This is a genomic window from Limnohabitans sp. WS1, assembly GCF_003063265.1.
Lineage (GTDB): Bacteria > Pseudomonadota > Gammaproteobacteria > Burkholderiales > Burkholderiaceae_C > Limnohabitans_A.
This window is the reverse complement of record NZ_NERU01000008.1, coordinates 152,142-168,187: the sequence shown is the minus strand read 5'-3', so window position 1 is coordinate 168,187 and position 16,046 is coordinate 152,142. Positions and strand designations below refer to the sequence as shown.

The window sequence follows — 16,046 nt, the reverse complement described above, 5'->3', positions numbered from 1 at the left end:
AACACTTTTGTTTATATATTGATTGCCTTAAATTATGTGTTGATTTTAATGTCCAAAAACGTCAAAGTGATTTGTAAGAATTTTAATTACAATTTTATATTTATAAAAAAATTTGTATTTTAATTAACTCATTAATTTCCAAGTGATCAAGTAAAGCGGTTAACGGTTGCCCCGTTTCAGTTCTCCAGCAAGATAGTCTGGCACAAAACATAACCCGTTTTGTGAATCGACTGTATGGAAGGTGCATCGGCACCAACTTGGTCCAGTTTTTTCCTCAGGCGTGCAATCCGCATCTCCAATGACGCAGGTGTTGCTGCCGTGCCACCCGCGCCGATCAACTCCATCAATTGCCACCGTTCCATCTTCAAGCCAGGCGCACGCGCCAATGCCGCCAAAACCACTGCCTCTCCTGTTGTCAGTTCGACCTTTCCGTTCGATCCCGTCAAAACGCGGCGAGATACTTTCAAGCTCAATTGTTCGTGTGTGGGGTGGGCTTTGCTCATTCTTTTGCCCAAAGACTCAATGCCAGCCATCAGTTCTTTGGGGTGGACAGGTTTTGTCAAGTAGATGTCTGCGCCACTGTCGTAGCCCAAGACCTTGTCACCAATTTGTGACCTGGCTGACGTGATCACGATGCCCACACTGGGTTGAAAGTCTCGTATTCGCCGCGTCAAACTCAAACCATCCTCATCGGGCAGGTTCACGTCTATTACGTACACATCCGGCAAAAAATCTTGGCAGGCATCGTTGATCTCCTCTGCCATGATGACCCCACGGGCCGTGTGTCCCTGCTGCTGAAAAAAAACCAAAGTGGCTTGCAACAAGTCTTCGTTGTCTTCGACCACCAAAATTTTCAATGGGCATGACTTCATGGGCTGATCCTCGGCCATGGCGCTTGTGAAGGTAGCCAAATCTCAAAGGTCACGCGCTCATCTTTCAGCTCATAAGTGATGGTGCCTTGCATCAAATCCACCAAACCCTTGACCAGGAACAAGCCCAAGCCCGATCCAGATTGACGACGCGCCTGCGGGCTGCGGTAGTATTTTTCAAACAAACGATTCGCCTCGGGTGCGTCACCTGGGTTGATCGAGTTGCTGATGCGCCAGCGCCAACCTGGGCGCTCATTGAGCAGCCAAGGCGTCAGTTCAAGTGAAATCCGTTTCGGTGGCTGGCCATACTTGCACGCGTTGTCCAGCAAGTTACTCAGCACGATCTGCAACATGTGGGCGTCTCCCGTCAGGCAGGCCGGGCCCTCTGGGCAGACCCCATCCACAATATCCGGTGTTCTGCACCACCGAACACACGCCTGGGTGATCGCAGTGGCATCCAGACGCTCCGTGGCGGGTTGCAAAGATTGGTCGGCCAGTTGCCCTGATTGCACGCTTCTCTCAAGGATGAGATTCATGTCCGATATCGACCTGGAAATCTTGCTTGGGCTCAGGGTGCCTGTTTCCATCCACATGCTGAGCGTGGCCAGAGGTGTTTTTATTTCATGTGCCAGCATCGAAAAAAGCTTGCTTTGATCCTCACGCAAGCGTTGCTCCGCCTGAATGCGTAGCGTGCTGCTCTCCAACTTCAGGCTCAACTCATGTTGTGCCCGCTGCAAAGCCCTGGCTCGGATATACAACAGGGCAAACATGATCGTGCTGTCCAAAAGCAAATGCATCAAATTGCTCATCAAGATGTATGGCAATTCTTCGATCAGTCCTAAATTCTTAGTTGGAGGCAGGGCGTTAAAAAATCCATAAACCAGCAAATAAAGGACCAAATATTCAATCTTGATGGGGTTTTTCACTGGTGATCTCACCGCGCTCAGTGCTGTGACGAACATCAACAACAAAGCCAAAGGGGCCAACATGCTGCACAACTTGAGCATCTCACGGGTAAACCCCAAAAAGTGTACGCAAGGCAGTAATAAAAACACTGCAGAAAGTACATTACAAAGTTTTAACAAAAACTTGGAAGGTCTGTATGTTTCGATCAAGATGCTGATGAAAATCAAAATACTTGCAAAAAGACATGGCACTAAAACCGCTGCTATCGCCGTCCCCACGCCAGGTTCAAGCCACGGCCCTAGGAACACACGACCAAACCCCAAGAAAAAAAACAACCAGACTGTAGTGACCGTTTGTTTGATGGCGTAAAAACCAATCACTTTGTCATGGTTGTGCCACCATTGCATTGCCGCCCAAAGTGTCAAGATGAAAGATGTGGTCCACAGCACAGCCCACAGAAAATCCTTCATCAATAAGGTGGACATCGCTGTATGGAATGGCTGAACAGCCACAAATATAGGTCGTGAGCTCATACTTTCAACCCGCACAAAAAGGTCACGCTCATGCGCCAGTGCTGGAATTTGGAAGCTGAAATCCAGAGACTGAAAATCCTCATTTGTGGGCGCTATCGCATCCCCCCCCCTCAGTACCAGATTGGCTGTCGGGTCAAAAATCGTCAAGTGATCCAAAAACACGGGGCCAGCGCTGACAACCCAAGGCTCAGATGAAGCTTCCTGCGCCGCCTTCAACTTCACACGCAGCCAAATCGCCTCGCTGCCAAAGCCAAAGCTTTTCCAGTTTTTGAATTCTTGCCAATCGGTCACCGCCATGACCTCGTGCAATTGAGCCTGGCCGCTTTTGTCCACCCACCACGATGTGGACTCGATCAGTTCAATTTTGTCGTTCGAGCGATCAGCGACGCCACTACAGGCTTGCAAAAACAGCAAAGCCCAGATCAGGACTGCTCTGAAAAAAATTGTTTGGTCAATCTGGATTCGCATGAAATGGCGACGTCGTCACATGGCTCTAGCTAAAGAATCTAACAACTGGATTGTTGGGTTTTGTTGGATTTGATGAATTCAATTAATTAGAGTTTAGAAGCGTGAAATTTATTTAATTCGCAAATACATGAATGTCAAAAGTATAAAAATTACTTTTGATTAATTTGCAAATTAAATAAGAACTTCAGTAGAAATTTTTAACTTCTTCAAAGGTAACCATGGCCGCAACATCCAAAGCCAATGTCAAAGCGATCGTCCAACTGGCCAGCGGAGGGCAGCAAACTTACACGCTGGATGCACTTAGCAAAGTCAAACTGTCCCCTGGTGCCAAGATTGCCCTTGTCGACCAAACCACGGGCAAGCCAGTTCAAGGTTTGTTGGCCAAGCGCAAAGGTAAAGACCTGGTTTTGGAGCTTGAAGGTCAAGGTGAAGTTGCCACTTTGGGTGAATTCTATTCAGTACCCAATGTGGCGTTTTTCCCAGTAGGTGAGATTCCAGCATCCGCCTCTACAGCTGGTGCCATTACGGCTGAAACAGCCAGCACGGCAATGACACGTGGTGGCGAATCCGTGGTCTACGCATCCACTGCCGGCATGGGCTCAACGGCCTTGATGGTGTTAGGCGGGGTGGGGCTGGCTGCGGCAGCTGGGGGAGGAGGAGGAGGCTCGACTGCTGTACCGCTTGCTCCAGTGCCCACAGAAGTTTTCAGGCTCGTTCAAAAAGACGGTGACGTACTCAAAGTGTTTGATGCTGTGGCTGACCCTTTGCACCAAGACAAACTGCGCTTGGTCACCTCATCGGGTCTGGGCAATGCGGCCAGTAGCCCTCTGGCCATCCCGGTCAATGAGAACTATGTGATGAATCTGAGCTTGCTCAAGACATTGGCAGTCACAGGCAAAGGCAATTTGTGGGTCTTGGTCGACGCCGACAAACAGACCGTGATCTTGAACATCCAATTGCAAGGTGGCACGCTCACTTTTGACATGCCCACCGATGCCAGCCAAGTGACCGTGGATTCGACTTCCACAGTGAATCTGGGCGGCGGCAAACTGGTGGTCAGTGACGGACAGGTTTTTGTCAACGCCACCACTTTTGCGACTTGGAATGTGGGCGAGGTCATCCTCAATTCAACTTTGATTCTGGACTTCACCACCACCAATTTGACGGACGCTCAGATCCGTACGCTGGTGTCCAGCGTGGATGCCAGTGGCCAGGGGCAATTGCAAATTTTGGTCGCCAGCGAAGCACAAGCGCAGATCGTCTTGGACGCCATGGCTCAAAACACCTTGCTCAAAACGGGTCCAGCCCCCCAAATTACTGTTGAGGGGCCCACCTTCGATCCGATTACCGTCGACCTGTCCAACATTGTGGACGCCAAGGTCAAAGTTGCCGTTGACAGCTTGCTCAGCGAAATCGCCGACCTGAACACCGCCTTGTCTGCTGCGATTGCTTCAGGCGACGCCACCAACGCAGCGGCCACAGCCAAAGTGGCGGCCGACTTGGTCACCGCTGTGTCGAACCTGACCAGCGCTTACGAAGCGGGTGATGCCGCGCTGCAGGCCAAGATCGACACATTGACCGCGAGTTTGGGCACCGAAGTGACCAAGCTGACCACTTACATCGATGGCGAAATCGCCGACCTGAACACCGCCTTGTCTGCCGCGATTGCTTCAGGCGACGCCACCAACGCAGCGGCCACAGCCAAAGTCGCGGCCGACTTGGTCACCGCTGTGTCCAACTTGACCAGCGCTTACGAAGCGGGTGATGCCGCGCTGCAGGCTAAGATCGACACATTGACCGCGAGTTTGGGCACCGAAGTGACCAAGCTGACCACCTACATCGACGGTGAAATCGCCGACCTGAACACCGCCTTGTCTGACGCGATTGCTTCAGGCGACGCCACCAACGCAGCGGCCACAGCCAAAGTGGCGGCCGACTTGGTCACCGCTGTGTCCAACCTGACCACTGCCTACCAAGCGGGTGATACAGCGCTGCAGGGCAAGATTGACACGCTGACCGCGAGTTTGGCCACCGAAGTGACCAAGCTGACCACCTACATTGACGGTGAAATCGCCGACCTGAACACCGCCTTGTCTGCCGCGATTGCTTCAGGCGACGCCACCAACGCAGCGGCCATCGCGAAAGTGGCGGCCGACTTGGTCACCGCTGTTTCGAACCTGACCAGCGCTTACGAAGCGGGTGATGCCGCGCTGCAGGCCAAGATCGACACATTGACCGCGAGTTTGGGCACCGAAGTGACCAAGCTGACCACCTACATCGACGGTGAAATCGCCGACCTGAACACCGCCTTGTCTGCCGCGATTGCTTCAGGCGACGCCACCAATGCCGCTGCGATTGCAAAACTTACAGACAACACGGTTTACGAGCTGGATGGCGTCACTGTGATGACCCCGGCTACCACCGCATCGATTGCCGGCTTAAAAGCCGCACTGGACACTCTTAACTCTTCTAATAACAGTGCCATCAGCGGGCTGGAAACCAAAATTGGCGTGCCCGCAGACCCCAGCGCTACCCCTCCAGTTCAAGCCACTGGCCTGTACAAAACCATTGCTGACGCAGTGGCCGCTGCCGTGCTGAGCTTGCAAGGACAAATCGACACCCAAGTGGGCTTGTTGGAAGCCGCCATTGCCTCGGGCGACAAAACCAATGCTGATGCGATTGCCCAACTCATCAACGATGCCCCCGTGGGCGGTCAGCCCACCACAGCATCGATCGCGGGTCTGAAAGCAGCGCTGGACGCGCTGAACAGTTCCACTTCTGGCGCACTCAGTGGTTTGGAAACCAAGATCGGTGTGCCCGCAGACCCCAGCGCCACCCCACCAGTTCAAGCCACTGGCCTGTACAAAACCATTGCTGACGCAGTGGCCGCTGCCGTGCTGAGCTTGCAAGGACAAATCGACACCCAAGTGGGCTTGTTGGAAGCCGCCATTGCCTCGGGCGACAAAACCAATGCTGATGCGATTGCCCAACTCATCAACGATGCCCCCGTGGGCGGTCAGCCCACCACAGCATCGATCGCGGGTCTGAAAGCAGCGCTGGACGCGCTGAACAGTTCCACTTCTGGCGCACTCAGTGGTTTGGAAACCAAGATCGGTGTGCCCGCAGACCCCAGCGCCACCCCACCAGTTCAAGCCACTGGCCTGTACAAAACCATTGCTGACGCAGTGGCCGCTGCCGTGCTGAGCTTGCAAGGACAAATCGACACCCAAGTGGGCTTGTTGGAAGCCGCCATTGCCTCGGGCGACAAAACCAATGCCGATGCGATTGCCCAACTCATCAACGATGCCCCCGTGGGCGGTCAGCCCACCACAGCATCGATCGCGGGTCTGAAAGCAGCGCTGGACGCGCTGAACAGTTCCACTTCTGGCGCACTCAGTGGCTTGGAAACCAAGATCGGTGTGCCCGCAGACCCCAGCGCCACCCCCCCCGTTCAAGCCACTGGCCTGTTCAAAACCATTGCAGACGCAGTGGCCGCTGCCGTGCTGGAACTGAGCCAAGACATCACGGCCTTGCAGACCCAGGTAGACTCCAACACAGCCAACACGGCGCTGATTCAAGACGATACGAATGCAGTGGGCAACTCATCGGGCTCACCCACCACCAACTCCATTGCTGGCTTGAAGATTGCACTGGCTGCGCTGCAGTCGGCAGCCAGTTCTGCAGGGGGTGAGTTGTCTGCCTTGGCCGCACGCGTGTTGGCTCTCGAGGGCAGCCTGGACACCACAGCGCCCGCCATCAGCAACATCGCCATCACAGCCAGCAATCCCGATGCCAACGGGGCTTATGGCGAAGGCGATGTGGTGCGTGTCACGGTCTCGTTCGACGATGCGGTGTTGGTCAATGGTGCACCAACATTTGCACTCGATGTGGGCGGTACCACCGTGCAAGCGGCTTTGGTGGGCGGTGCTGGCTCCAACAAACTGGTTTTTGAATACACCTTGACTGGGGCACAAACCGATACAGACGTCATTGGTTATGCGGCTAATGCATTGAAACTCAACAGCGGCGCGATCACCGATGCTGCAGGCAATTCTGTCGCTGACAATTTCGGCGTCATCACGTCTGACCTCATTGCCGACTCGGACAAGTTGAAGGTGGATAACACCCCTCTGACCGTGACGTTGACGGCGGGTGCCGTTTTTGGTAGCCAGTTCAATGCAGGCAATGTATTGGTTGGCTTTGTTGACAATATGAGTAATGAAGTTTTTCTGAAAGATTTCGACGCTAATGGTCAGTACCAAGTGCCGATCGGCGCAAACAACGGATTTGTTGATATTGACACTTTCATCAAGGTCATTGCGTTAAATCAAGACCCAAGGCTGTTACAAAATGGTCTAACACCACCCGGGGGAACAGTTCAATTCGACTTCTCGGACAAGGTTGCATTTTTCTTTGCACCAGGTTTCGCAGTCATTTTGACTGAAGCGAACTTGCGCTCAATTCTCAACTTTGAACGGGATCCTTCTTACACGCCTGAGCAGATCAACGCACTCATTGCTGAAAACTCCGTCCCCGCCGAAAGCGTCTGGCTCTATGACGGTGCCAACGCCGGTGAAACCCTGTCAGCCGAATTCCTGGCCGCTGTGCAAGGACGCAACCCTGCCGACGTCGTCCTCGACATCACCTCATCGTTGACTGTGGCGCAGGCCGCCAAGCTAATCGAGGCCGGCTTTAACTTGGTGGACAACGCCACCTACACCGTGCGCGACTGGGATACCACCTTGCAAGCGGGCATGCTCAATGCCGACACCCGTGCCGCCTTGCAGGGCGCCACCCAGGTCGTGGCCCGTGGCGACGAATTGGCCAACGCCATGCGCTTCACCTCGTTTGACCAATCGGTCAATCTGCGCGTGGAAGCCGGTGCAGGCAACGACAGCATCGACGCAGGTCGGGGCAACGACACCATCGTGGGCCAAGCCGGTGGCGACACCATCAACCTGACCAGTGCCGACACATCGCGCGACACCGTGGTCTACCAGACGGTCAACGACGGCGCTTCGCTGCCCGTTTCCACCGTCACCTTCTCGACCGATACCCAAGACTACCGCGTGGGTTCGGTGTTCACCGTCACCATCAACGGTGTCGAATACACGCACACCGTGGCCACCGAATACGGTGACACGATCACTGACCAAACCATTCAATCCGAATTGGCTGCTTTTGCCAGCGAAATCGCAGCGAGAACCGTGCCGGTGGACAACTCCGCTGCTGTGGTGGCTTACCGAGTCAGCATCGTGGACATCCTCACCAACAATGGTTTGAATTTAGAGCCCTTGACGGTTGCTGACTTGGACGCCAACGGCCGCTACTTGGTGCCTGCGGGTTACCGTGTCATCCCTGCTGACACCTTGTTGTTGCTGGGCACCTCTCTAGGTAACATTATTGGCTCCAGTGGCCAATACCTCTTGGGCATCATTGGCGTCGGAGCTGGGGGTGATTACCATGCCGACAGCAGTCTGCAACTGTTCGACATCAGCTTGTTGCCAAACTACACAGCGAATCCGTCCATGGGTGGCCCATTGTTCATGGCCACACCTGCATCGATCGAGGCTGCTTTTGGTACCACTTTGGCTGGCGCAACCCCGCCCATGACCGTAGCGGACCTGCACATTTTCTCGGGCGACGTGCTCAGTGCCGTCACCAGCAATGGCAGCAGCCTGAGCTTCTTTGGCAAATCGGGCGCCACCTTGACCGCCTTCGCCGGTGGCGACGTCGAAGCCGCCATTGACAACAATGGCCAAGCCACTGTGGTCACTGTGGACTTCTCGGGCACTGTGGCCGACTGGCCAACTGAAACCAACACGGGCCACACGACCAAGTTTGTTCGCGAACTGAGCATCACCATCGACGGCACCGAAATCACCGCCAATGTGGTGTTTGACCCAGTCAGTGGGGCACCTGACCCCGCGAAGTCTGTGCTTGCCCTCAAAACAGCCATTGAAACTGCCAATGGCACAGGCGGCAGCATTGCGGGCAAGCTCGCATCGGTCACGATCTCCAACACCGACCCGACCATGCTGACGCTGACCGGCAAAGTGGCTCCTGTTACCGACGCTGCAGCACCAACCTTCAAGGTCGACTCCGCCACAGTGGACACCAATGGCGTGCAGCAAGTGAGCAAAGTCACTTACAGCAGCAACAACGCTGACTACTACGAAGGCGGCACGCTGAGCGTGGAGATTGCCGGTCAGACCGTCACCGCCGACATGGTGGCTGGCGATGCCGCTGCCTCCGTGCAAAACCTGCGCGATGCAATTGATGTTGCCGCCAAGGGTCTTAAGACCGGTGTGTTCGACTTCTCTGCCAGCGGTTTTGACCTGACTGCAGACGCGCTGCTCAACAACGCGAACGGCGTCAAACAAAGGTACGTCATTGATATGAAGATCGGTGATGTCAGCGTGCTCAAATCGGTGAACTTCCAGGGCGACATCGCTGGTAACAGCGAGACGAAAGAGGCCGGCGTGACGGTGGCCAGCGACACGACCAAGGCCACTACTGTGGCTGAGGTGGTAGACGAGCTCAACCGCGCCTTTGACGGTGTGGCCGTGTTTGTTCTGGATGCTGCTGGCGACAAAATTACCTTCAGTACCGGCTCGGCAAACAGCGTGACTTCTTCTACGGGCAGTGGGGATGCTTCACTGACGTTGCGGAATCAAGACGGCACTGCAGGCGCAGATGGAAAGAGTGCCTCCTCAGTCACCACGGTCTCACAATCCAACGCTGACATCGCCGCGGTGCTCGAAAGCGTCGAGCAGTCGTTTGAAATTGCACAGGTCTTAGGCGGCTATTCAGTTAAAAATCTCGTGGAGTCGGGTTCGCCAGAGTATGTTGAATATGCTGGGTTCGCTCCTGAAGGTGGGTTCTATCTGGCGGCAGAAAAAGAAAATTTATTATACGATCCAGAGTACAGGGAAACTTTTCTCGCATTCGGAAACGTTGCCAATATTACTCATCCCTTTAATTATCGGATTGACGAAACCCTTGATCGAGTTTCTGGAACCTACTTTGGAATCGATGGCACAACCGTAATTAATGCTGATTTCGTTTATTTTGAAAATGTTCAGGCATTTGTTGATTCATTGAAGAAGGGTGGGGATACCACTGGGGAATTACTCAAAGATGTTTACGATGTGAGTTACATCGATGGCACATTGAAGTTCACCCAAAAAGTCAGTGGACCTGGATTCGCGGATGTAGGGACGGCTGTCCGTCTTAACTTCGGCGAGCGCATTGGCAGCCCTACACTCGTGATCAAATCCGCGACGGAAGAGTCAGACCCGTTGCACGTCGACGCTTCCATGGGCTACCAGGGAGAGCAGCAGCAAGCGACGCTGACCTTGGAAACTGTTGGTCAAGACGGTGCTTATGATGTGCTGTCCGACGGTACAGCAACCAGTCGTGGCGCAGATGTTTATTTCGCAGGCGGCAAGGCCTACGTCTCAATCACCGGTTTCGGTACCGACGGCGTCAAAGGCGGCGGCGACGACGTCACAACTATCGTCTCAGTTGACATGGTCAAGTCGGGGCCAGCGGTCGCAACATTGGCGTATAAAAAACCGTTGCTGGTCACCGATACGATCGGCTACGGTGGACACAATCTTGTTTTCTCAAATCCAGATGATCCAACTCTTCCTACTAGTACAGTCTCACTCGGGGGAAGTACCATGGCAGAGTACCTTGCCGGTTTAGAAACATCAACTTATGTTCAGTCGGCTGAGTTGGTAGACGGTAAGATTGTGATCACTTTTAAGCCTGACATTTCCCGTGTTTCGTATTCGGAATTTAACCAAATTAACCGAGTAAATGGTGAGATGTGGTTTACATCAGGCAATGTCTATGCGAACACAGATAGCGCTTATCTGACCTCCGAGGCCCTGGTAGACGCCATCAACGATCTTGTGCAAAGCAAGACCTTTGAATTCGGTACTGCGTTGACTGCCGGTACCACACTCACGAATGACGGTGGATACCCCAAAGTACGCATGCATGTAGGCGTGCAAGATGCTGACGGAAGTTTGTTCGTGCCAACCCAGGCGGATGTTTCTTTTACAGGTATACAACAAATAAACGTGACCAACGTTGGCGAAGCCTTGGCTTACCTGAACACGGTTTACGCAGGTCACGCCACTTGGACACTCACCGAAAACGGCAGCTTGTTGGTGGTGCCCGATGTGCTGGGCGCTTCGCTGGTGCCCGCCTTTGGTGACACAACTTTCAGTAATGTCATCTTCACGCTGGACAAGAATGGCAACCCGGATTCCGTCTTTGGAACGCCTGTTGATGGTCCTTTGAATGGCGTGATTGCATCTGCTGCTCTTAAAAACGGCACCATCACCCTGACCGCAGCGGACTACAGCAAAGAAAGCTTCGAGATCAGTGACGTCACACTGGACTATCAAGGTGTCAAGCAACAGGCCACCATCACGTTGGACGGCGCAGGCACTTACACAAACACCTTCTCTGACGGTGCGACCACCGGTGGCACAACCACCCGTGGTGTCGATATTTATTACGCGGGCGGCAAGGTCTACGCCACCATCAGCAGCGCAGATGGCACGCTGAGTTCCACCGTATCCGTTGACATGGTCAAGTCAGCACCGGCGGTCGCAACATTGGCGTATAAAAATCCTTTGTTGGTCACCGATACGATCGGCTACGGTGGACACAATCTTGTTTTCTCAAACCCGGATGACCCAACTTTTCCTACTAGTACAGTCTCACTTGGGGGAAGTACCATGGCAGAGTACCTCGCCGGTTTAGAAACATCAACTTATGTTCAGTCGGCTGAGTTGGTAGACGGTAAGATTGTGATCACTTTTAAGCCTGACATTTCCAGTGTGGCATATTCGGAATCTAACCAAATTAACCGAGTAAATGGTGAGCTATGGTTTACATCAGGCAAAGTTATTGCCAACACAGATAGCTCGGCGCTGACCTCTAAAGCCCTGGCCGACTCCATAAATTACGCCATCAACGGCTCAACTGGAACACCGGTTACTTTGAGCTTTGCAAAAGATATTGGTGTATTCACCTTGGAGGAGGAAATGCTCCTTGGTAACCACTATGGCTCTCCATCCATCCAGATGACATACATCATCAATGGTGGCACGCCCAATGAAGTGTTTTTCGATGGCGATACCAGTGATAATGTTGGATTGATAGTACGTGGTACTACCACGCAGCTGACAACCATTGCTGACTTGCTTTCTTACATCGAAACATTGTCTGGAATTGGTTCAGCCACGATCAAAGACGGCGTTATTCAGATCACCAGCGAAGCTACAGGTGCAAATGCCACGCTTGGGATCACATTTTTAGACGTTGAAGATAGATACTGGGTAAATTACACTGGTATTTCATGGCGTCCTGGCTTGCTGGACCCGCAGACTGTGAATGGCACTGGGGGGCCGATGGTCAACATCGATCCCGTGCTGTCGCAGCTATTGCAAGGCGCCGAGGTGGTCAACGGCAGCATTGTGCTGACGGCCAAAAACCCGGGCGAGCACACCTTTGACGTGACCGATGTGGCGCTGGACTACCAGGGCCAGCACCAGATCGCCACTGCCACCTACAGCACTACAGGCACTGATTACTACAGCGGTGGCTCCTTGAGCATGACCATTGACACTACGCCCGATGTGGCAGGTGATTCCGCCAACGACGTGACGGTCACTGTGGACATGGTGAACGGCGACGCGGCGGCCAGCCAGCAGGCGTTGGTGGACGCTATCTTGGTCAAGGCAGGGCTTGTCTCCAGTGTTGAGCCGGCTGCGCTCGTGACCATCGACCGCACCAGTGATTTCGTCAATACTGACACCAACAGTTCTGGTGGTACTTACGGATCAGATGGTTCGGGCTTCAGTTCTGGTTTCTATTTGAAATATTGGTTTGTCAAAATTGAGGATTCAACCGGAGACAACGACTTTTTTAAAAGCGGAAGTGCCTATTTTCACGGAAGTCTCTCTAACCGTGTCTTTACAGACAGAGATGGTCAATTCACTAGTCTGCAGGGATTTCTTGATCACCTTGAGGCTTTGACGTTTGACGCTCAAGTCAATCCGACCACCAGCCGAACCGACAAAGTGTTTAAATCTGTTGATATCGTTAACGGCAATATTGTTTTTACCACGAATGACGAGGGAGAAAACATTAAATTGACCGTTGGACTTGAAAGTTATGGTAATTATTTCGCCCCAGAAAACACACCGCAAGGTTGGGATGAGACCTTGCCGGAGTACTTCTCCGGGGCGGAAGTTTTTGAGTTTGCTGCTGTTGGCGAGGACGGTCAGGGGAAATACTCAGACACGGGCGGTGGCAGCAGCGGTTCTTCGCTAGCGGTCGACCCCTTACTGGCCGCTGTGCTGGGCGGTGTCACATTGGACAGCGCCACCGGCACCATGACGCTGACGTCCAAGGACAAAACCGAACATGCTTTCGACATCAGCACTGCCACCATCACAGACCCAGCCAAGGTGAAATTCAGTGAAGCTAAAGATAGCTACATCGCTACGGGCAACGACAAGCTGGCTACGACGGGCACGGTATCGGTGACGGTGCTGGGCAAGACCTACACAGCCAACATTGTGGCGGGTGATGCTGCAGGCACGGCCCAGGCGCTGCTGACAGTGCTCCAAGCTTCCCCATCGGCCACCCCCCCAGGCTTGGACACGACCGAGGTAACGGTGTCGCTGACCGGTACCACCTTCACCTTCACTGCGGCTTCAGGTACCACAGCACCGCTGGCGATCGCTGCCACGCAGACGCTGAACGGTGTCAAGCAAGTGACGGACATTGATATGTCGTCGGTGAAGACCGACAACGATTTCATCGCGGGCATCGGTCGCGAAATATCGATCGACATCGGGGGCCAGACCTTCACGGTGGACGGCAACACGCGCCTGGAGATCCTGCAGGATCTGCGCACGAAATTGCTGGCCGCCATTGCCTTGGACACCAACAGCACCGGCATTGCTGCCAAGCTGGATGCGGCAGGTGTGGGTGTGATCGACGAGGCCAAACTGACGATGACCTTGACGGCCCGATATGGCGAGCTCGACACCCTCAAGGTGTCGGACTTCACACGCGCTTCGATCGACCTGAGTGGCAACAATGCTTACCAGCAACTGGATCTGGGCTTTACCAACAGCTACCTCAATGGCCGAACCGTTGGCGACGTTGTGAAGGTGGAGCTGGGCAAGACGTCTGCGTCCTACACGGTGCAGGCGAGTGACACGGGTGCCGACATCCTCAATGGCCTGGCCGCTGCGCTGCAGTCTCAATTCTTGGTGTCCAGCGCCACTGCCGACACGACGGCACGCACCATCAGTTTGACGGCCAGTGTCTATGGTGCGAACGTGCTCGGCACAGTATCAGAAGACGAGCAGACCAACACGGTGCGCCTTTTCACCGGTGCGGTGGAGGTGGGCCCGGGCTTCTTGGCTGACGAGATCACCGCGGGCGTGGTGACCTACGACGCTGCCAATCCTGAGAGCGTGGCCAAGACGACGTCGACAACTGCAGGTGCAGATCTGGTGGCGAACAAAGCCGTTGAAACGGCTGCGGACCTGAGCACTGTGGCCAAGGATGTGACGGACGTCGACCAGACCATCGTCAACCCGGGTGACAAGGGGGGTGAGGACTTCTATGGTGACAGCCCACTGGTGGGCGTTAATCAAGGTGATTCAAGCCTGGTCGGCGTGAACCAAGACTTCTTGAACCCCGACAACGGCCAGGGTGCCGATACTGACGGTGACGCAAGCTTGCACGGTGACAACCCGCTGACAGGCGCGGTGACGGGTGGGGTGTTCAATGGCACAGGTGTGGACCAGACGTTCAACAACCCTGGCAACAGCTACACGTCCAATGTGGGCTCACCCCAGATCAACGCTGGCAATAACAGCGCGGGAGCCGACGGCTTGTATGGCTCCAACCCTGGCACATTCACCGATACCGGTCTCAACACCACTTACCTCAATGGTGGTACTGAAACAGCCCCAGGTTCGGGCACCTATGCTTACGGGACTGGCAGCAACCCTGCCGACAACTTGAACCTTGGCAACGGCACTGTTTCTGGTGACGGCGGTACATCGGGCGCAAGTGCAGGGTCGGTGAACAACAGCGCCAGCCCATCTGACGGCTTGACGGTGACCCCAACCATCAATGGCTTTGCGCCATTCGAGTGGGATTTCTCGTTGCTGACGGTGCGTTCAACCGGCTCATCGGTGTCCGATGTGGTTAACAACTTCCAGACGGCTTATGACTTGGTGGCGCTGGAATCTGCGCTTCTGGCCAGCACGGTGGAAGGCGATGTGACGGGCAGCTTGGGTTTTTCCACACCGGTTCTTGTGACCAAAGAAAATGTGGTGGCATCTGAAGTTAGCGTGACTGGTCCCTACGATTTACCCACAGAAATTGGCTATGCGTGGACACTGCCCTCAGCTGACTTGGCTTTCACAATTTCAGCTGAAAACCTTTCTGGTCCCACCAATTTTGGCTTGGCTGTGAGAACGATAGACTTTTTGACCGTGGTCAATTACAACTTACCGTCCGGAAAACAATCTTTCGATAATTTGGCAGATTTCGTGGCTGATTTGAACGCTACAGGTGGTGCTGGTGCACCTGCTTTCACGGCACGTTTGGCCGAAGGTGGAGACGTCATCTTGTCTGCCCCTGCGGGTTATTACTTCGAACCTTTTGGGAACTTCAAAACCACAGTTGGCTTTAACGAAATTAAAGGACTAGCCTTTGACCTGAGCACCACCGAGTTTGGTTTGGTGACTTCGGCCAACAGCACACTTGATGCCAGTACCGTTGATGATGCACAGGCCGTGAGTGACTTGTTGGGCAGCGTGTTCGACTTCGATGCAGCTTTCGGCGGTACCACCGACAACAGCGAGATCAACACCACGGTCTTTGGCGTCACGGCCGCTGATAACCCAAATGTCACTGCAATCTGGGCGCACACCCAGTCGTCGACCGGTGACAACACGGTGGATGCATACGAGTTGAATCTGCTGGCCACGGTCAACACTTTGGGTCAGGAGTTCCAGTTGGCCAACTTCTTGCCCAAACCGGAGCCGGTCCTTCTGGCTTAAGTTCAGCCTGCAATGGGGTTTTTGATTCACCCCATTGCCTTTTTGTCTGTGCAAGTTTTTGCTTGCTTTACCTGGACAACGCCGCTGGTTTACCGGCGGCGTTTTTTTTGTAGCCTTGGCCTGCCTAATGGGTGCGGCCAAGCGGTGTTGCGGAG

Annotated in this window: 3 protein-coding genes; 1 reads left to right on the top strand and 2 read right to left on the bottom strand. The window is 54.0% G+C overall.

The features are described from left to right. Window positions 1-176: 176 nt before the first annotated feature. Complete coding sequence (locus B9Z48_RS11995; protein WP_158273255.1) at window positions 177-872, bottom strand: response regulator transcription factor; 696 nt, start codon at window positions 870-872, stop codon at window positions 177-179. Next, window positions 869-2,776: an ATP-binding protein gene (locus B9Z48_RS11990; RefSeq protein WP_108378656.1), complete on the bottom strand. Its 1,908-nt coding sequence runs from the start codon at window positions 2,774-2,776 to the stop codon at window positions 869-871. Before B9Z48_RS11990 ends, B9Z48_RS11995 begins: the two co-directional genes overlap by 4 nt. A 218-nt stretch (window positions 2,777-2,994) precedes the next feature. Between B9Z48_RS11990 and B9Z48_RS11985 the strand changes: the two genes are divergently transcribed. Next, the gene (locus B9Z48_RS11985) at window positions 2,995-15,891 is read left to right on the top strand and encodes an S-layer family protein (RefSeq protein WP_108378654.1); all 12,897 of its coding nucleotides are present in this window, start codon (window positions 2,995-2,997) and stop codon (window positions 15,889-15,891) included. The last annotated feature ends 155 nt before the right edge of the window (window positions 15,892-16,046 follow it).